At 37.8% G+C, this 17,023-nt stretch carries 19 protein-coding genes; 10 read left to right on the top strand and 9 right to left on the bottom strand.

The genetic code is table 11. The features are described from left to right. The first annotated feature begins 92 nt into the window (after positions 1-92). Positions 93-1,049 (top strand): sigma 54-interacting transcriptional regulator, encoded by a 957-nt coding sequence (locus KKW16_RS04405; RefSeq protein ID WP_215767943.1) that lies wholly within the window; start codon positions 93-95, stop codon positions 1,047-1,049. Positions 1,050-1,060: 11 nt separating this feature from the next. On the opposite strand, the gene hflX is transcribed toward KKW16_RS04405, so the two are convergent. The 6 genes from hflX to cmoA form a co-directional block, all read right to left on the bottom strand. Then, positions 1,061-2,422 (bottom strand): ribosome rescue GTPase HflX, encoded by a 1,362-nt coding sequence (gene hflX / locus KKW16_RS04400; RefSeq protein ID WP_215767942.1) that lies wholly within the window; start codon positions 2,420-2,422, stop codon positions 1,061-1,063. A gap of 14 nt (positions 2,423-2,436) precedes the next feature. Next, the gene (gene hfq, locus KKW16_RS04395) at positions 2,437-2,712 is read right to left on the bottom strand and encodes an RNA chaperone Hfq (protein ID WP_215767941.1); all 276 of its coding nucleotides are present in this window, start codon (positions 2,710-2,712) and stop codon (positions 2,437-2,439) included. Positions 2,713-2,803: 91 nt separating this feature from the next. Then, the gene (gene rluC / locus KKW16_RS04390; protein WP_215767940.1) at positions 2,804-3,772 is read right to left on the bottom strand and encodes a 23S rRNA pseudouridine(955/2504/2580) synthase RluC; all 969 of its coding nucleotides are present in this window, start codon (positions 3,770-3,772) and stop codon (positions 2,804-2,806) included. Between the two features lie 49 nt (positions 3,773-3,821). Continuing rightward, positions 3,822-4,490, bottom strand: coding sequence for a ribonuclease T (gene rnt, locus KKW16_RS04385; RefSeq protein ID WP_111407626.1), 669 nt, complete (start codon positions 4,488-4,490; stop codon positions 3,822-3,824). A gap of 73 nt (positions 4,491-4,563) precedes the next feature. Further along, complete coding sequence (gloA, locus tag KKW16_RS04380; protein ID WP_111407625.1) at positions 4,564-4,971, bottom strand: lactoylglutathione lyase; 408 nt, start codon at positions 4,969-4,971, stop codon at positions 4,564-4,566. Positions 4,972-5,044: 73 nt separating this feature from the next. Beyond that, complete coding sequence (cmoA, locus tag KKW16_RS04375; protein ID WP_215767939.1) at positions 5,045-5,767, bottom strand: carboxy-S-adenosyl-L-methionine synthase CmoA; 723 nt, start codon at positions 5,765-5,767, stop codon at positions 5,045-5,047. Between the two features lie 198 nt (positions 5,768-5,965). Here cmoA and aspS point away from each other — a divergent pair, with 198 nt between their 5' ends. From aspS to ruvB, 9 genes are all read left to right on the top strand, one after another. Beyond that, the gene (gene aspS, locus KKW16_RS04370; protein ID WP_215767938.1) at positions 5,966-7,735 is read left to right on the top strand and encodes an aspartate--tRNA ligase; all 1,770 of its coding nucleotides are present in this window, start codon (positions 5,966-5,968) and stop codon (positions 7,733-7,735) included. A 51-nt stretch (positions 7,736-7,786) separates the two neighbouring features. Beyond that, entirely contained in the window at positions 7,787-9,025 is a 1,239-nt protein-coding gene (locus KKW16_RS04365) for a hypothetical protein (RefSeq protein WP_215767937.1), read from the top strand. A 345-nt stretch (positions 9,026-9,370) separates the two neighbouring features. Next, complete coding sequence (locus KKW16_RS04360; protein WP_215767936.1) at positions 9,371-10,639, top strand: NRAMP family divalent metal transporter; 1,269 nt, start codon at positions 9,371-9,373, stop codon at positions 10,637-10,639. Positions 10,640-10,739: 100 nt separating this feature from the next. Next, on the top strand, positions 10,740-11,219 hold the full coding sequence (gene nudB / locus KKW16_RS04355; protein WP_215767935.1) for a dihydroneopterin triphosphate diphosphatase: 480 nt from the start codon (positions 10,740-10,742) through the stop codon (positions 11,217-11,219). Then, positions 11,206-11,946 (top strand): YebC/PmpR family DNA-binding transcriptional regulator, encoded by a 741-nt coding sequence (locus tag KKW16_RS04350; protein WP_048952842.1) that lies wholly within the window; start codon positions 11,206-11,208, stop codon positions 11,944-11,946. The genes nudB and KKW16_RS04350 overlap by 14 nt, the downstream gene beginning before the upstream one ends. Positions 11,947-11,962: 16 nt before the next feature. Continuing rightward, positions 11,963-12,397: an ACP-like domain-containing protein gene (locus KKW16_RS04345; RefSeq protein WP_139989775.1), complete on the top strand. Its 435-nt coding sequence runs from the start codon at positions 11,963-11,965 to the stop codon at positions 12,395-12,397. Between the two features lie 52 nt (positions 12,398-12,449). Further along, positions 12,450-13,022: a crossover junction endodeoxyribonuclease RuvC gene (gene ruvC / locus KKW16_RS04340; protein ID WP_215767934.1), complete on the top strand. Its 573-nt coding sequence runs from the start codon at positions 12,450-12,452 to the stop codon at positions 13,020-13,022. 62 nt (positions 13,023-13,084) lie between these two features. Continuing rightward, entirely contained in the window at positions 13,085-13,699 is a 615-nt protein-coding gene (gene ruvA, locus KKW16_RS04335) for a Holliday junction branch migration protein RuvA (RefSeq protein ID WP_065265344.1), read from the top strand. 7 nt (positions 13,700-13,706) lie between these two features. Beyond that, positions 13,707-14,714 (top strand): Holliday junction branch migration DNA helicase RuvB, encoded by a 1,008-nt coding sequence (gene ruvB, locus KKW16_RS04330; protein ID WP_048952845.1) that lies wholly within the window; start codon positions 13,707-13,709, stop codon positions 14,712-14,714. 7 nt (positions 14,715-14,721) lie between these two features. Here the strand turns inward: ruvB and KKW16_RS04325 are convergent, their stop codons facing one another. From KKW16_RS04325 to trmA, 3 genes are read right to left on the bottom strand one after another with little or no spacing between them, the layout of a single operon-like run. Further along, positions 14,722-15,156 (bottom strand): SoxR reducing system RseC family protein, encoded by a 435-nt coding sequence (locus KKW16_RS04325; protein ID WP_048952846.1) that lies wholly within the window; start codon positions 15,154-15,156, stop codon positions 14,722-14,724. Beyond that, positions 15,150-15,923, bottom strand: a complete 774-nt coding sequence (locus KKW16_RS04320) for a class I SAM-dependent methyltransferase (RefSeq protein WP_215767933.1) — start codon at positions 15,921-15,923, stop codon at positions 15,150-15,152. The genes KKW16_RS04325 and KKW16_RS04320 overlap by 7 nt, the downstream gene beginning before the upstream one ends. Next, on the bottom strand, positions 15,905-16,996 hold the full coding sequence (trmA, locus tag KKW16_RS04315; RefSeq protein ID WP_065265341.1) for a tRNA (uridine(54)-C5)-methyltransferase TrmA: 1,092 nt from the start codon (positions 16,994-16,996) through the stop codon (positions 15,905-15,907). The genes KKW16_RS04320 and trmA overlap by 19 nt, the downstream gene beginning before the upstream one ends. Positions 16,997-17,023 lie beyond the last annotated feature (27 nt).

Raw genomic sequence — 17,023 nt, 5'->3', positions numbered from 1 at the left:
CATTTTTATTTTCCGATGTGTAAAATAATATTTACACTTTTCTGTAAAAAAATTATCATAACCACATATTATTTTTCTCATATTTCCGATATATGACAACCTTCAAATTTGATCCTCAAAAACCTTTCGATTGTTTTATTGTGCAAAGTGAATCTATGAAAAGTGCGGTAGAAAATGCGAAACGTTTTGCTGTGTTTGATGCGCCTTTGTTAATTCAAGGTGAAACTGGAACTGGAAAAGATTTGTTGGCGAAAGCCTGTCATTATCAGAGTTTGCGTCGTGATAAAAAATTTATCGCAGTAAACTGTGCGGGTTTGCCTGATGAAGATGCGGAAAGTGAAATGTTTGGTAGAAAAGTCGGAGACAGTGAAACCATAGGTTTTTTTGAATACGCGAATGAGGGAACCGTATTACTAGATGGCATTGCTGAACTTTCATTGAGTTTGCAGGCTAAATTATTGCGTTTTTTAACGGATGGATCTTTTCGTCGAGTGGGTGAAGAGAAGGAGCATCACGCAAACGTACGAGTGATTTGTACATCACAGGTTCCACTTCATTTGCTTGTTGAGCAAGGTAAAGTTCGTGCTGATTTGTTTCATCGTTTAAATGTTCTTACTCTTAATGTTCCAGCTTTACGCGATCGTATGGCAGATATTGAGCCACTGGCGCAAGGTTTTTTACAGGAAATCAGTGAAGAATTAAAAATTGCAAAACCAACTTTCGATAAAGATTTTCTTCTTTATTTGCAGAAATATGATTGGAAAGGGAATGTTCGTGAACTTTATAACACTCTTTATCGTGCCTGCTCTCTGGTACAAGATAATTATTTAACTATCGAAAGTTTAAATCTTGCTCCTCCACAAAGTGCGGTGATTTCTTTGGATGAATTTGAGAATAAAACCTTAGATGAAATCATTGGTTCTTATGAGGCACAAGTCCTAAAATTATTCTATGAAGAATATCCAAGCACGAGAAAATTAGCTCAACGTTTAGGCGTTTCCCATACTGCAATTGCGAATAAATTGAAACAATATGGAATTGGAAAATAATTTTCTATAAATTAGCCATTGTCTGATTGTATTTTAATATCTGCTAATCTAGAAAATTGCTTACATAACTTTAACCACATAATTTTATCAATCTGTATATCTAACAAGAATTCTCCTTGTTCAGAAACTTGTTCATGGCGTACACAATCAAGTTGATAAAAAGCATGGCGAAGTTTGCCTTCGTGTGGTTGTAAAATTAAAGAAAGAGAAAGTATCTCGTTTTTTAACCGCACTTTAATGGCTTCAAACAATAAATGAATACCCAGCTCATCTTGCGCGGAGAGATAAACTGCAACAGGCTGGTTTTCATCATTGTATTCGATATGCGGCACAACATTTTCCAACAAATCAATTTTGTTATATACCAATAGAACTGGCACTTGTCCTGCACCAATTTCTTCTAGCACATCATTGACGGCATCGATATTTTCTTGTTTTCGCGAGTCAGCTGCATCAATCACATGGAGTAATAAGCTGGCTTCTACCGTTTCTTGTAAAGTCGATTTAAAGGCTGAAACAAGATCATGCGGAAGTTGTCGAACAAATCCTACTGTATCCGCTAAAATTGCCGTGCCTACATCTTGAATCTGTAATTTTCGTAAAGTTGGATCTAATGTTGCAAAAAGCTGATCTGCAGCATAAACCTCTGCATTGGTTAAACGATTAAATAAGGTTGATTTCCCTGCATTGGTATAGCCAACAAGTGAAATTGTCGGGATATCTGCTTTTTGGCGTGTTTGGCGATTTTGATTGCGCTGTTTCTCCACTTTTGCCAATCGATTTTGTAATTGAGAAATGCGCACTTTAATCAATCGACGATCTGTTTCTAATTGAGTTTCACCCGGTCCACGTAATCCTACTGCCCCTTTTTGTTGATCTAAGCCTGTTTTTCGACGAACTAATCGAGTAGATAAGTGTTTTAGTTGAGCAAGTTCAACCTGTAATTTTCCCTCATGAGAGCGTGCTCGTTGAGCAAAAATATCTAAAATGACGCCAGTGCGATCAACCACTCGGCAATGACATAAACTTTCTAAGTTACGTGTTTGTGCGGGCGTTAATTGATGGTTAAAAAGCACTACATCAGCATTATGTGATTGCACTGCATCTGCAATTTCTTGAGCTTTTCCCTCTCCTACAAAGTATTTAGCTTGAGGAGTGCTACGACTGGTGGTAATTGTATCCAATACATCTACATCGGCTGAATCAGCGAGTAGCAAAAACTCTTGTAGATCGTCAGTGTTTTTATCTTGTGCAAAGAAAACGTGAACTACAATGGCGGTGTCACGCGTTTTTTCAAATTGTTGCGATGAAGAAAGTGCGGTTGAAATTTCCTGAGAGTTTTCAACCGCACTTAATAAATATTGATTATCCATTGATGGATCTATGATTATTCTGCTTGGGTTTCCACGCTTTCAACGGCTTCAGCTGTTGCTACATGATGGCTGCTATTGTGATGAGAAACAGAGCGCGCAGGCACAACGGTTGAAATTGCGTGTTTATATACCATTTGGTTTACAGTGTTTTTTAATAAAATCACGAATTGATCGAATGATTCAATTTGACCTTGAAGTTTGATTCCGTTTACAAGGTAGATTGATACAGGAATGCGTTCGCGACGAAGCGCATTTAAATAAGGATCTTGTAAAGATTGTCCTTTTGCCATTTTGCTATCCTTTGTTGTCGTTATTATGAAATTTTGGTGATAGAAACGAGTTGTCTCCGCACGCAAGTGTAGCAATAAACACAAATGTTGTCTATTTGCTTTCCCGTAACTTTTGCAAAATTGCTTTCATTTTATGATCTAGTGGCGCATTGAAACGTAGTGTTTCGCCATTTTTAGGGTGATCAAACCGAATTGAAAAGGCATGTAAGAACAAACGATTCAATCCCAACTCGTTTATTTGTTTATCAAAATCTTTATCACCGTATTTATCATCTAATGCAATAGGATGTCCAGCATATTGTGTATGTACACGAATTTGATGTGTACGCCCGGTTACTGGTGAAGCCTTCACGAGCGTAGCATTTGTATAGCGTTCTTCAATGCTAAATCGGGTTTCAGATGGTTTACCTTGCTCACTGACACGCACAATGCGCTCTCCGCTAGATAATTCATTTTTCAAAAGCGGTGCTTGAACAACTTTTACATGGGATTGCCATTGTCCACGGACTAACGCTAAATAATCTTTTTGAACGGTTTTGACACGAAGTTGTTCATGCAAATTACGTAATGCTGAACGTTTTTTAGCAATTAATAAAATACCTGATGTATCGCGATCCAAACGATGAACTAGTTCTAAAAAACGCGCCTCTGGACGCAGTGCTCGTAAGGCTTCAATCACACCAAAATTTAAACCACTCCCTCCATGCACAGCGATTCCTGAGGGTTTATTTAAAACAATCAAACAATCATCTTCAAACAAAATTTGGTTTTCAAGTGCGGCGACTTTATTGAGATTTTTTGAAATTGATGCGTCGTTTTTTTCAGCCACACGCACTGGCGGAACGCGAACGATATCACCTGTTTGAAGTTTATATTCTGGCTTAATCCGGCCTTTATTTACCCGCACTTCACCTTTCCGCACAATACGATAAATTAAACTTTTGGGCACACCTTTGAGTTTTGCTAATAAATAATTATCGATACGTTGGCCGCTTTCATCTTCACCAATTGTCAGCATTTTTACTGATGAATTAATGATTTTTTCGTTTTGTTCTGTCATATTTTTCTCTTTCGGCAGACTAAGTGGAGTTTGTCTCTTGAATTTATTCTTATTTGTCATTTACTTCGCAGTCTGGAATGATATGGGGATAACCACCTAAATCTTTTAAATGATTGACCATATAACAGAATAATTCTGCTGTTCGTTCGGTGTCGTATAGCGCAGAGTGCGCTTGTTTCCCATCAAACGGGATTTTAGCAGCAAGACAGGCTTTAACGAGAACAGTCTGACCAAACATCAAGCCTGCTAAACTTGCTGTATCAAACATTCCAAAAGGGTGGAAGGGATTACGCTTTACACCAGTACGTTCAGCGGCAGCCATCACAAAACTTTGGTCAAAAGCAGCATTGTGCGCCACAATAATAGAACGTTGGCAATCTGCATCTTTTTGTCCTCTGCGCACCATTTGAAATAATCCTGTGATTGCATCGAGTTCAGACACTGCGCCACGTAATGGATTGTGAATATCAATGCCATTAAATTTCAAGGATTCTGGATTAATATTTGCTCCTTCAAAAGGCTCGATATGAAAATGGCATTTCTGATCAGGATGCAAATAACCGTTTTCATCCATTTTTAATGTGATGGCGGCTAGTTCGAGTAACGCATCTTTTTTTGCATCAAAACCTGCAGTTTCAACATCAATAATGACGGGGAAATAGCCACGAAAGCGATTTCTTAATTGGTTGTGATAAGGGATTTCTTGAGAATCGGACATAATCTATCTCTTAAAAATAAAATAACGTAGGAATCCCTACGTTATTAAAAATACAATAAAAATTGACCGCACTTTAGTTGCCTAAACCAGATTTAGTACTTTTGTTTTCGATAAATTCAATTTTATAACCATCTGGATCTTCAACAAAGGCAATGACGGTTGAGCCACCTTTAACTGGTCCTGCTTCGCGAGTAACGTTCCCACCGCTTGCACGAACGGCTTCACAAGTCGCATAAATATCATCCACGCCGATAGCGATATGTCCATATGCAGTGCCCTGTTCATATTTATCTACGCCCCAGTTGTATGTTAATTCAATTTCTGCCGCACTTTCGCCATCTTCGTAACCTAAAAAAGCAAGCGTATATTTATATTCTGGGTTTTCACTCGTACGCAATAAACGCATACCTAAAACATCTTGATAAAATTTGATTGAACGATCTAAGTCGCCCACGCGTAACATAGTGTGTAAAATTCGCATTGGTTTAATCCTTTTTGATAAAAGTGCGGGCATTATGCCATAAAAAAGTTGAATTAAATAAATTTGTTATGAATTATTTAACTGCAATCATCGAGCCAAAATTAAAGCATTGGAACCAAAGTTCTACTTGTGAAAATCCTACGTTTTTTAACCGCACTTTGTGTGTTTCGATAGAATCTGTACGCATCACATTTTCAAGTGCGGTGCGTTTCTGACTCACTTCAAGTTCGCTATAACCATTAGCACGTTTGAATTGGTGGTGGAGATCAATCAGTAGCTCATTTACCTTTTCATCTTCAAAACGGAATTTTTCTGATAACACGAGCACGCCATTTGGATTTAAACCTTCATAGATTTTGGTAAGCAATGCGATGCGATCTTCAGGCGGTAAAAATTGCAAGGTGAAGTTGAGAATGACCATTGAGGCATTTTTAATCTCAATGTGGCGAATATCATCACAGAGAATTTCTACAGGTACTTCACTATGATACGCTGCAATATGTTGGCGACAACGTTCAACCATAGGTTGAGAATTATCGATGCCAATAATTTTTACGTTTGGTTGATGAATATTTCGACGAGCGGAAAGTGTGGCGGCACCTCGTGAGCAACCAAGATCATAAACATGACTATCAGCAGTGACGAAACGTTTTGCCAGCATACCGATTGCAGTAATAATGTTGGAATAGCCCGGTACGGAGCGTTGAATCATGTCTGGAAAGACTTCAGCAACGTTTTCATCGAAGGTAAAATCGCCGAGTTTTTCAATAGGCGCGGAAAAAATAGTATCTTTCATAGTTTACATTGTGTGCGGGATGTGTGTTTTTTCAACTTTCTACATCCTACAGATTAGAAAATATTTAAAAAGTGCGGTCATTTTAAGGAAAGTTTTCAAGGGGTCAAATAAATTTCCGTTTAAGATTTAAAAGACGTGCCTTTTTCCGTATAATTCTGCGGTATTTTTCCATTTTTATAGAGAGTTAAGGAATTGAATATGATGCGTACACATTATTGCGGAGCATTAAACCGTAACAATATCGGACAAGACGTCACATTAAGCGGTTGGGTTCACCGCCGTCGTGATTTAGGCGGTCTAATTTTTATTGATATGCGTGATCGTGATGGTATCGTGCAAGTTTGTTTTGATCCGAAATATCAAGAAGCGTTAACTGCAGCTTCAGGCTTACGTAATGAATTTTGTATTCAAATTAAAGGTGAAGTAATCGCGCGTCCTGACAATCAAATTAATAAAAATATGGCGACAGGCGAAGTGGAAGTGTTAGCAAAAGAATTACGCATCTACAATGCTTCTGACGTTTTACCGTTAGACTTCAACCAAAACAACACTGAAGAACAACGTTTAAAATATCGTTATTTAGATTTACGTCGTCCAGAAATGGCACAACGTTTAAAAACTCGTGCAAAAATCACTAGCTTTGTGCGTCGCTTTATGGATGACAATGGTTTCCTTGATATCGAGACCCCAATGCTTACCAAAGCAACACCAGAAGGTGCGCGTGACTATTTAGTGCCAAGCCGTGTACATAAAGGCAAATTCTATGCATTGCCACAATCACCACAGCTTTTCAAACAGCTTTTAATGATGTCTGGTTTTGATCGTTATTATCAAATCGTGAAATGTTTCCGTGATGAAGATTTACGTGCAGATCGTCAGCCTGAATTTACTCAAATCGATGTGGAAACCTCTTTCTTAACTGCACCAGAAGTACGTGAGATCATGGAACGCATGGTACATGGTTTATGGCAAAATATCATTGGTGTGGATTTAGGTAAATTCCCGCAAATGACTTGGCAAGAAGCAATGACTCGTTTTGGTTCAGATAAACCAGATTTGCGTAACCCACTTGAACTAGTTGATGTGGCGGATATCGTTAAAGATGTTGAATTTAAAGTATTTAATGAGCCTGCAAACAATCCAAACGGTCGTGTGGCAGTCATTCGTGTACCAAATGGTACTGAAATCACGCGTAAACAAATTGATGAATATACACAATTTGTTGGCATTTACGGTGCAAAAGGTTTAGCTTGGGCGAAAGTAAACGATATCAATGCTGGCCTTGAAGGCGTACAAAGCCCGATTGCGAAATTCTTAAATGAAGATGTATGGAAAGCGTTAGCTGAACGTGTGAAAGCTCAAACTGGCGATATCTTATTCTTCGGTGCAGACAAATGGCAAACCACCACGGATGCAATGGGTGCGTTACGTTTGAAATTAGGTCGTGATCTTTGCTTAACTCGTTTAGACGAATGGCAACCACTTTGGGTGATCGATTTCCCAATGTTTGAACGTGATGACGAGGGTAATCTTGCCGCAATGCACCACCCATTCACTTCACCAAAAGATTTTACGCCAGAACAATTAGAAGCGAATCCAACCGATGCGGTAGCAAATGCTTACGATATGGTCATCAATGGCTACGAAGTGGGCGGTGGTTCTGTTCGTATTTTCGATCCTAAAATGCAACAAACCGTATTCCGAATTCTTGGTATCAATGAACAAGAACAACGCGAAAAATTCGGCTTCTTGTTAGATGCATTAAAATTCGGTACACCGCCACATGCAGGTTTAGCATTTGGTTTAGATCGTTTAACGATGCTTTTAACAGGCACAGAAAATATTCGTGATGTAATCGCCTTCCCGAAAACAACAGCCGCAGCTTGTTTAATGACTGAGGCACCAAGTTTTGCGAATCCACAGGCGTTAGGTGAATTGAGTATTCAGGTTATAAAAAATAATATTTAATATTTAATATAAGGCGATTGCATAATCGCCTTTATTTTTAAGTGAGGGAGCATGAAAGTTCAATTAGTAACCGTACATGGAAGAAATTATGGTGAATTTTATGTAGAAGAGGTAAATAAATTTTCTTCGCCTAAATCATTTGATATGTTTGATGTAAATATAATTGATTTACGCGCTGGCTTTATATATGCGAATGGAGAAAATAAGAATGACTTCAGTAGCATAGATTGTATTAATGATTTTCTTACTATGAATAATATGATTATAAATAGTAGGAAATCTAAGTTTTTATTTATTTATCCTAGAAATGTTCAATTCATTACAAGGTTAACTTATAAAGAATATCAAACACCTATTAAGGATATTACTTCGCAAGTATCTACGTTATTTAGTAGATTAAATAAAGAACTTGATTTGGATTTTTATTTTGAGAGAACAGATACAAAATTATCAGATACGGTAAGAATTTCAGCTGATTTTTATTTTCCTGAACGAGATCATTTTGAGATTTTACTCCGCTCCATAGATAGTGATAAAGTGACTTGTTGTAAGAAGGATAATTTATTTTTAACAACATTAGATATTCTTACTGATGAAGAATTACAACTTTTTCTTGAAAAGGTTGGATTAAAAGCTAGCCCTAATGCAGTGGCTCCTGATTGGATGAATAAAGTAATGCTTTTTGATGATGCGGAGCAATTAAAAAAGATAGAACAGAATGAAGCTCAGATAAAAAGTTGTAAGGATTCTATTGCAGTATCAAAAGGTAAATTAAGTGAGAATTCTCGGTTTAAATCCATTCTTTATACTTCAGGTGATGAGTTGGTTGATGTCGTCAAGGATATTTTTAGTAAGATATTTGATGTGGATTTTTCAGGATTTAAAGATAAGAAGAAAGAAGACTTTACCTTTACATTTAAAAATAAGATTTTTATAGGGGAAATAAAAGGCGTTAATCAGAATATTAAAACAACTAATCTTGCTCAATTAGATCTACATTTTACGAACTTTATCGAAGATAGGGCTGATGATTTAGATGAGAATAATATTCACAAGTTACTTGTGATGAATCATCAAAAGGATAAAGACTTAAAATCTCGCATTCCTGTAGATCAGCAGCAAATTGATATGGCAAAAAATAAATATGAGTCATTAATCATTGAAACAGTTGAATTACTAGAAATGTATGACAAATTTGCTAGAAGAGAAATGGATCAAAAAGAGTGTTTTGATTTAATTTGTCAGAATGGCATTTTAAAATTACAAAATCCTCGCATAAATAGAGATTAATAATGCGGTAGATTTGAGATATCCATTATTGAACTTATTTAATAGATAGACTAGCAAAACAGAAGTTCTGTGATTTAAAGATAAAGCGCGGTCAAAAATTCAACTGATTTTGACTGCACTTTCTTTTTATTGAAAAAATTTTATTCACTTAAAGATATCAGTTTTTTGGTATGAATACTGGCGAAACTTATTGGTTTTGAAGTTATATTCTAAAAAAATAAAATAATTAGATTTTTATTTTTCATTTGTGCTTTTAAGTGGATTTTGTTTACTTTACTCAAGGATAAAATTCTATTATAAATAAGGCCTTTTTCAGTTTATGGTCAATTTATAAGAGAAAATTTTATGAGTGAAGTTTCAACTCCAGTAGAAAAATCAACATGGGCGAGTAAATTCTCAGCCTTAGGTCCTGGTATCGTGATGGCATCAGCGGCTGTCGGTGGTTCACATATTATTGCATCAACCCAAGCGGGTGCGATCTATGGTTGGGAATTAGTAAGTATTGTTATTCTTGCTAACTTATTTAAATATCCTTTCTTCCGTTTCGGTGTTCAATATACCCTAGATACCGGTAATACTTTGTTAGAGGGGTACCGCCAAAAAGGAAAATTCTATCTTTGGTTATTCTTAGCTCTAAACATTTTTGCGACAGTGATTAATACTGCTGCAGTAGGGTTATTAACAGCAGCAATTTTAACCTTCATTATACCAATTCCACTCCCAATGCCCGTGTTAAGCTCATTAGTGATTCTTGTGACAACCGGCATTTTGTTGTTAGGGAAATACCGTCTATTAGATAGTTTATCGAAAATCATCATGATTGCTTTAACGGTAACAACCGTAAGCGCCGTTGTGATTGCCTTTATGCGTAACGGCATCCATGGTGTAGCCGCACCTGATTTTGTCGCGCCTTCTCCATGGGAATTAAGCAAATTAGCATTTTTAGTTGCTTTAATGGGCTGGATGCCTGCGCCAATTGAAATCTCTGCAATTAATTCCATGTGGGTGGTGGCAAAACGTCGTTTAACCAAAGTGTCTTATCAAGATGGTTTATTTGACTTCAACGTGGGTTACATCGGTACCGCCATTTTAGCCGTTGTTTTCTTAGCCCTTGGTGCATTGGTGCAATATGGTTCGCCTGAAATCGTAGAGATGGTGGGCGGAAAATATATTGCGCAACTTATCAATATGTATGCTAGTACTATCGGTGAATGGGCGCGTTTGTTAATTGCGGTGATTGCGTTCATGTGTATGTTTGGTACAACAATCACGGTAATTGATGGTTATTCGCGTACCAATGTTGAATCTTTACGTATTTTATTCAGTAAACAAGAAAGCTCAGTGAGAATTCTTAATATCGGTATGATTTTGGCAGCATTGTCTGGTTTAGCGATTATTTTCTACTTTAATAATGCCGTTGGGCCGATGTTGAAATTCGCAATGATTGCCTCATTTGTTTCAGCACCAATTTTTGCTTGGTTAAATTTATCTCTGACTAAGCATGCGAAACACAGTGTAAAAGGCGGGTTGTTATGGTTATCTCTTATCGGTTTATTCTACTTAACCGCCTTTGCAGGATTATTTATTGTCCAACAAGTTGGCTGGTTAAACTAAAATAATTAAGATAATTACCGCACGTTAGTTTTAAAGTGCGGTAATTTTTTTGAAAGTTTTTAATAGAAAAGGTATGATGCGCCCATTCTCAATCATGTAAATGATAAGTTTGAAATATAAAAATAATCAATCGGTTCTCGTGGTAATTTATGCGAAAAGCTCGAATCGTGTTCTTATGCTTCAACGTCAAGATGATTCCACTTTTTGGCAATCTGTCACAGGTACATTGGAAGCGAATGAAACACCAAGAGCAACGGCGATTCGAGAAGTTTGGGAAGAAGTCGGATTAAAAATAGAAGAAAATTCCACCGCACTTTTTGATTGCAAAGAGAGTATAGAATTTGAAATTTTTCCACATTTCCGATATAAATACGCACCGAATGTGACTCAATGTCATGAACATTGGTTTTTATTGGCAGTTGAGCAGGAATTTGAACCGATATTAAGTGAGCATTTGGCGTATCAATGGGTTTCACCTGAACAAGCGATCCAAATGACGAAATCTTCCAATAATGCGGAAGCAATTAGAAAATATATTCTTAAAATTAAAATAGAAGGAAAACAACATGGCAGGCCATAGTAAGTGGGCTAATATTAAACACCGCAAAGCAGCACAAGATGCACAACGCGGTAAAATTTTTACTAAATTAATTCGTGAACTTGTTACTGCAGCTAAAATTGGTGGTGGCGATGTGAGTGCTAACCCGCGTTTACGTGCAGCAGTTGATAAAGCGCTTAGCAATAATATGACGCGTGATACTATCAACCGTGCCATTGATCGTGGTGTAGGTGGTGGCGATGACACCAATATGGAAACTAAAATTTATGAAGGTTATGGTCCAGGTGGAACTGCTGTGATGGTTGAGTGTCTAAGTGACAACGCAAACCGTACGATCTCACAAGTTCGCCCAAGTTTCACTAAATGTGGGGGTAATTTAGGGACTGAGGGATCGGTTGGTTATTTGTTTAGTAAAAAAGGTTTAATTCTAATTACTGAAGCAGACGAAGATGCGTTAACTGAAGCAGCAATTGAAGCAGGTGCTGATGATATTCAACCCCAAGATGATGGTTCATTTGAAATCTACACCGCTTGGGAAGATTTAGGTTCGGTGCGTGATGGTATTGAAGCAGCTGGCTTTAAAGTTCAAGAAGCTGAAGTGACAATGATTCCATCAACTACCGTCGATCTTGATCTTGAAACTGCGCCTAAATTGTTGCGTTTAATTGATATGTTAGAAGACTGTGATGATGTACAAAACGTATATCATAACGGTGAAATTAGTGATGAAATTGCAGCTCAGCTGTAATTTTAAGGAGATAATAATGAAATTAGTAAAAGTATTGCCTGTAATGGCTGCGTTTGTTGTATTATCCGCTTGTGCAAGTGAAACAGCAAAAATGGAATCAAAACCAGCTCAAGGTGCAATGCCAACCGTAACAGATAAAACTGTTGTTTATTCTTGTAATAAAAAAACGGTTACGGCAGTTTATCAATTTGAGAATCAGGAAGCCACAGCTGCAATGGTGATGGTTGGTAACAAAGTTATCGCGAAAGATTTTTCTCGTGATACAGCGCAAAAAGATTTTACTTCATTTACTTCAGGCAAATATGTTTGGAACGTAGATAGTGGTTTAACGTTAAATAAATTTGATTCTGTAGTGCCTGTAAATCTTTTAGAAAAAGGTGAAAAATCAGACAAAATTCTAGTAAAGAATTGCGATGTTAATGTAAAAGCTACAGTAAAAGCAAACAAATAATAAAAAAATAAAACGGCTAGTATTAATAGATTAGCCGTTTATTTTTATTCTTATGAGTATTATTTTAGGCATTGATCCCGGTTCTCGTGTGACAGGTTATGGTGTGATTCGTCAAACAGGAAGACATTTGGAATATCTCGGTAGTGGCGCAATTCGTACTCAAGTTGAAGATTTACCAACCCGTTTGAAACGCATTTATGCTGGAGTAACTGAAATCATCACGCAATTTCACCCTGATATGTTTGCAATTGAGCAAGTGTTTATGGCGAAGAACGCAGATTCAGCTTTAAAACTCGGGCAGGCACGTGGTACGGCGATTGTTGCTGCAGTAAATCATAATTTACCTGTTTTTGAATATGCCGCACGTTTAGTAAAACAAACGGTTGTGGGCATTGGTTCCGCAGATAAAGTGCAAGTGCAAGAAATGGTGACTCGTATTTTGAAGTTGTCAGATAAACCTCAAGCCGATGCTGCGGATGCATTAGCTATCGCGATTACACACGCTCATTCTATTCAACATTCTTTACATATTGCCAATTCTGTGAAAATGACAGAAACGCAAGAAAAAATGACCGCACTTTTAAAGACCAGATATAGCCGAGGACGCTTTAGATTAAAAATTTAACTGGATGTTCGTCCAGTTTTATTTTATTCTATGCGCTAAGTTTTTTATCATTCGGAAGAATTATGATTGGTCGCTTACAAGGCATTCTTTTAGAAAAACAACCTCCAGAAATTTTACTTAATGTGCAAGGCGTAGGCTATGAATTGCTTTTGCCTATGACGAGTTTCTATGACTTACCAGAAATTGGTCAAGAAACTACTTTATTCACCCATCTTGTTGTTCGGGAAGATGCTCACTTACTCTTTGGATTTGCCCAGAAAACAGACCGTACTTTATTTCGTGAATTAATTAAAACAAATGGGGTGGGGCCTAAATTAGCCTTAGCGATTTTATCCGCCATGTCTGTCGAACAATTTGCTTATGCGATAGAGAGAGAAGAGCTCTCTAAACTCACTAAAATTCCAGGAGTTGGCAAAAAAACAGCTGAACGTTTGTTAGTTGAGCTCAAAGGTAAATTTAAGGGCGTAAAACAAAGCGATTTCTTTGTAGAAAGTACTCATATTCCGTCAATTCCATCCATTGAATCCCACTCAGAAAGTTCATCTGATGAAGCTATTTCAGCCTTGATTGCCTTAGGTTACAAAGCTGCAGAAGCAGAAAAAATGGTGAAACGGGTTGCTAAGCCAGAATTAACTAGTGAACAAGTTATACGCGAAGCGTTAAAAGCCGCTCTGTAGGTGAGATATGATTGAAGCAGATAGAATTATTAGCGGCCAAGCTAAGCTTGATGAAGATGTTATTGATCGCGCTATTCGTCCGAAATTATTAGCAGATTATGTTGGGCAGCCGCAAGTGCGCGAGCAAATGGATATTTTCATCAAGGCAGCCAAACTACGTCAAGATGCCTTAGATCATTTATTGATTTTTGGCCCTCCAGGTTTGGGAAAAACAACGCTTGCTAATATTGTAGCAAATGAAATGGGCGTGAATATTCGTACGACATCAGGACCTGTATTGGAAAAAGCGGGGGATTTAGCCGCAATGCTTACTAATCTTGAACCGCATGATGTGTTATTTATTGATGAAATTCATCGACTTTCCCCTGCTATTGAAGAAGTCCTTTATCCGGCAATGGAAGACTATCAATTGGATATTATGATTGGTGAGGGGCCAGCTGCTCGTTCTATTAAATTAGATTTGCCACCTTTTACTTTGGTTGGCGCGACGACTAGAGCGGGTTCTTTGACTTCACCATTGCGTGATCGTTTTGGTATTGTGCAACGTTTGGAATTCTATTCTGTAGAAGATTTAACATCTATCGTTGCAAGAAGTGCGGGGTGTTTGAATCTTGAATTAGAACAGCAAGCTGCTTTTGAGGTGGCTCGTCGTTCACGAGGCACGCCTCGAATTGCAAACCGTTTATTACGACGTGTGCGTGATTATGCAGATGTGCGTAATGGTGGCATCATTTCTGTAGATGTGGCAAAACAAGCGCTTTCAATGCTGGATGTAGACGATGCCGGATTTGATTATTTAGATAGAAAATTATTGTCTGCAGTTATTGAGCGTTTTGACGGCGGGCCAGTAGGGCTGGATAATCTTGCAGCTGCAATCGGTGAAGAACGCGATACTATTGAGGATGTTTTAGAACCTTATTTGATTCAGCAAGGTTTTTTACAACGTACCCCACGTGGGCGAATTGCTACATCACAGACTTATCGACATTTTGGTTTGCAGAAGTTAACAGATTAAATGTTATTTATGAGAGAACGCGTAATAAAGTAGGATGAAACTCCGTTTTTTGTGCTAAATTTCTGCTATATATTTTCACAACGATAAATGAAATAGCGGTGGAAAAAAATATTAATATTGTACGAAGAATTTCATTGTGACTAATATAATCAGAAATTAAAGTACTTAATACCAGTGTTAAAAGTGGCACGATATACATTAATAAGGCAGAAAGTAGCATTGATTTTTCTTCTAATCCTATTTCAACAATTTGACCTTCGCGTAATGGCATTAATGTTTCCACATTAAAAATATGCTCGCCACGTTTACCGTTTAATTCGGAAAGGCTTGATGTTCCACAACTGTTTTTAGCTGCGCATTGGCCACAGGCACTTTGGGATTGGCATTTCACTTTGGCAATGCCATTTTCATAGCTAATAACAACGGCACTTTCTCTTAGCATTGGGATGCCCCCATATAAATATCAAAGCGATGATTTTTCGTTTCACGGCTAAAGTGCGGTTGTTTTCCACAAAGAAACTCTGCATAGTCAGGGCGCTTCACGACCACACGTTTTTTAGCAAGTTGTAATGCAGGTAAAAGCAATTCATCGGCATCTAAATCAGCCCCGACTAAATGCTGGAATACGCGCATTTCTTTTTTTACTAACGCAGATTTTTGTTTATGCGGATACATTGGATCGAGATAAACCACATCGGCATAATCAGCATTAGGATCAAGTTCATTAATATGCTGAACATTCAGCAAGCGCAAATTTTGTTGCAACATCTCGCCAATTTCCTCATCTTGATAGGCACGATTTAAACCATCTTGCAGAAGTAAAAAAACAACAGGATGGCGTTCTACTAAACGCACTTGGCAGCCAATCGAGGCTAGCACAAAGGCATCACGCCCTAAACCTGCTGTTGCATCAATAACTGTTGGCAATTCCGAACCTTTAATCCCTACCGCTTTCGCTACAGCTTCACCGCGACCACCACCGAATTTACGACGATGAGCCATTGTGCCGCCTACAAAATCAACATAAACCGCCCCGAGTTTAGGTTCATCTAATTTACGAAGCTCTAAACGTTCATCGGTTTGAACAAGCGCAAGTGGGCTTTGTTCATCATGAATAATGTTATGTCCAGCACAAAGTGCGGTCAATTTTTCTAATGTTTTTTCTGGAGATTCAGAAATTAGTTGAATACCTACTTGCGAATGAGCCATACGCCGCTTTCCATGTGGTCAGTATAAGGGAATTGGTCAAATAACGCCGCTTTTTCAATGCGGTGCGTTTTTGATAGTTCAACAAGATTATCGCACAGCGTATGTGGATTACAGGAAATATACAAAATGCGATCGTAATTTTGTACAAGTTTCACTGTATCAGGATCAAGCCCAGAGCGAGGAGGATCAACAAAAATGGTATTGCATTCGTAAGCTTTCAAATCAATCTCTTTCAAGCGGTTAAAGGCTCGAACCCCATTCATAGCCTGCGTAAATTCTTCTGCTGACATACGGATAATTTGTAAATTATCGACTTTATTTTCAGCAATATTAAATTGTGCGGCGGCTACGGAAGGCTTTGCAATTTCTGTTGCTAAAACCTTACGAAAATTTTGTGCAAGTGCGATAGAAAAATTACCGTTTCCGCAGTAAAGCTCTAATAAATCACCTTCACTATTTTGAGTGCAATCAATTGCCCATTCAAGCATTTTGCAGTTTACCGTTGCATTTGGCTGGGTAAAACTGTTCTCGACTTGACGATAAATATAATTTCTGCCATTCACAGGTAAAACTTCATCCACATAATCTTGATCTAAGCAGATTTTTTGTTTGCTGGCACGTCCGATAAGCTGCACATCAAAGCCAAGTGCGGTCAATTTTTCTTTCAAATTTTTTGCTGCACTTTCCCATTCTTCAGTAAGTGGTTTGTGATACAACAGGCTCACGATGATTTTGTTGCTCAGGGTGCTGAGATAATCAATTTGGAACAGTTTTTTGTGTAATACATCTTGCGTTTTTAATAAAGGCAACAGGGTTTGCATCATGCGATTAATGAGTTCGCTTGCGATAGGGAATTCATCAATGCGATAACGTTGTTTGGTCGCCTGATCAAACATAATGTGGTAAAAATCATCTTGCTCGTGCCAAATACGAAACTCCGCACGCATGCGATAATGACTTGTTGGAGAGTCAAAAACTTGAATATCAGGCGCATTAAAAGTGCGCAAAAGTACGGTCAGTTTTTCGTATTTTTTTTGCAGGAGTTCGGTGTATTGAGAAATCGGTAATTGCATAGAAATTAGTATTCATAGGGCGTATGA

The sequence above is a fragment of the Haemophilus sp. SZY H8 genome, assembly GCF_018829755.1.
GTDB lineage: Bacteria > Pseudomonadota > Gammaproteobacteria > Enterobacterales > Pasteurellaceae > Haemophilus > Haemophilus haemolyticus_K.
This window is presented reverse-complemented; position numbering and strand designations above follow the sequence as displayed.

Bases quoted from the DNA above. Each gene is read 5' to 3' on its own strand.
- nudB (WP_215767935.1), top strand. From the start codon at position 10,740: ATGATAAGTTTGAAATATAAAAATAATCAATCGGTTCTCGTGGTAATT.
- hflX (WP_215767942.1), bottom strand. From the start codon at position 2,422: ATGGATAATCAATATTTATTAAGTGCGGTTGAAAACTCTCAGGAAATT.
- trmA (WP_065265341.1), bottom strand. From the start codon at position 16,996: ATGCAATTACCGATTTCTCAATACACCGAACTCCTGCAAAAAAAATAC.
- gloA (WP_111407625.1), bottom strand. From the start codon at position 4,971: ATGCGAATTTTACACACTATGTTACGCGTGGGCGACTTAGATCGTTCA.
- ruvC (WP_215767934.1), top strand. From the start codon at position 12,450: ATGAGTATTATTTTAGGCATTGATCCCGGTTCTCGTGTGACAGGTTAT.
- cmoA (WP_215767939.1), bottom strand. From the start codon at position 5,767: ATGAAAGATACTATTTTTTCCGCGCCTATTGAAAAACTCGGCGATTTT.
- rnt (WP_111407626.1), bottom strand. From the start codon at position 4,490: ATGTCCGATTCTCAAGAAATCCCTTATCACAACCAATTAAGAAATCGC.
- KKW16_RS04350 (WP_048952842.1), top strand. From the start codon at position 11,206: ATGGCAGGCCATAGTAAGTGGGCTAATATTAAACACCGCAAAGCAGCA.
- KKW16_RS04405 (WP_215767943.1), top strand. From the start codon at position 93: ATGACAACCTTCAAATTTGATCCTCAAAAACCTTTCGATTGTTTTATT.
- ruvB (WP_048952845.1), top strand. From the start codon at position 13,707: ATGATTGAAGCAGATAGAATTATTAGCGGCCAAGCTAAGCTTGATGAA.
- hfq (WP_215767941.1), bottom strand. From the start codon at position 2,712: ATGGCAAAAGGACAATCTTTACAAGATCCTTATTTAAATGCGCTTCGT.
- KKW16_RS04365 (WP_215767937.1), top strand. From the start codon at position 7,787: ATGAAAGTTCAATTAGTAACCGTACATGGAAGAAATTATGGTGAATTT.
- KKW16_RS04360 (WP_215767936.1), top strand. From the start codon at position 9,371: ATGAGTGAAGTTTCAACTCCAGTAGAAAAATCAACATGGGCGAGTAAA.
- ruvA (WP_065265344.1), top strand. From the start codon at position 13,085: ATGATTGGTCGCTTACAAGGCATTCTTTTAGAAAAACAACCTCCAGAA.
- KKW16_RS04325 (WP_048952846.1), bottom strand. From the start codon at position 15,156: ATGCTAAGAGAAAGTGCCGTTGTTATTAGCTATGAAAATGGCATTGCC.
- KKW16_RS04320 (WP_215767933.1), bottom strand. From the start codon at position 15,923: ATGGCTCATTCGCAAGTAGGTATTCAACTAATTTCTGAATCTCCAGAA.
- rluC (WP_215767940.1), bottom strand. From the start codon at position 3,772: ATGACAGAACAAAACGAAAAAATCATTAATTCATCAGTAAAAATGCTG.
- aspS (WP_215767938.1), top strand. From the start codon at position 5,966: ATGATGCGTACACATTATTGCGGAGCATTAAACCGTAACAATATCGGA.
- KKW16_RS04345 (WP_139989775.1), top strand. From the start codon at position 11,963: ATGAAATTAGTAAAAGTATTGCCTGTAATGGCTGCGTTTGTTGTATTA.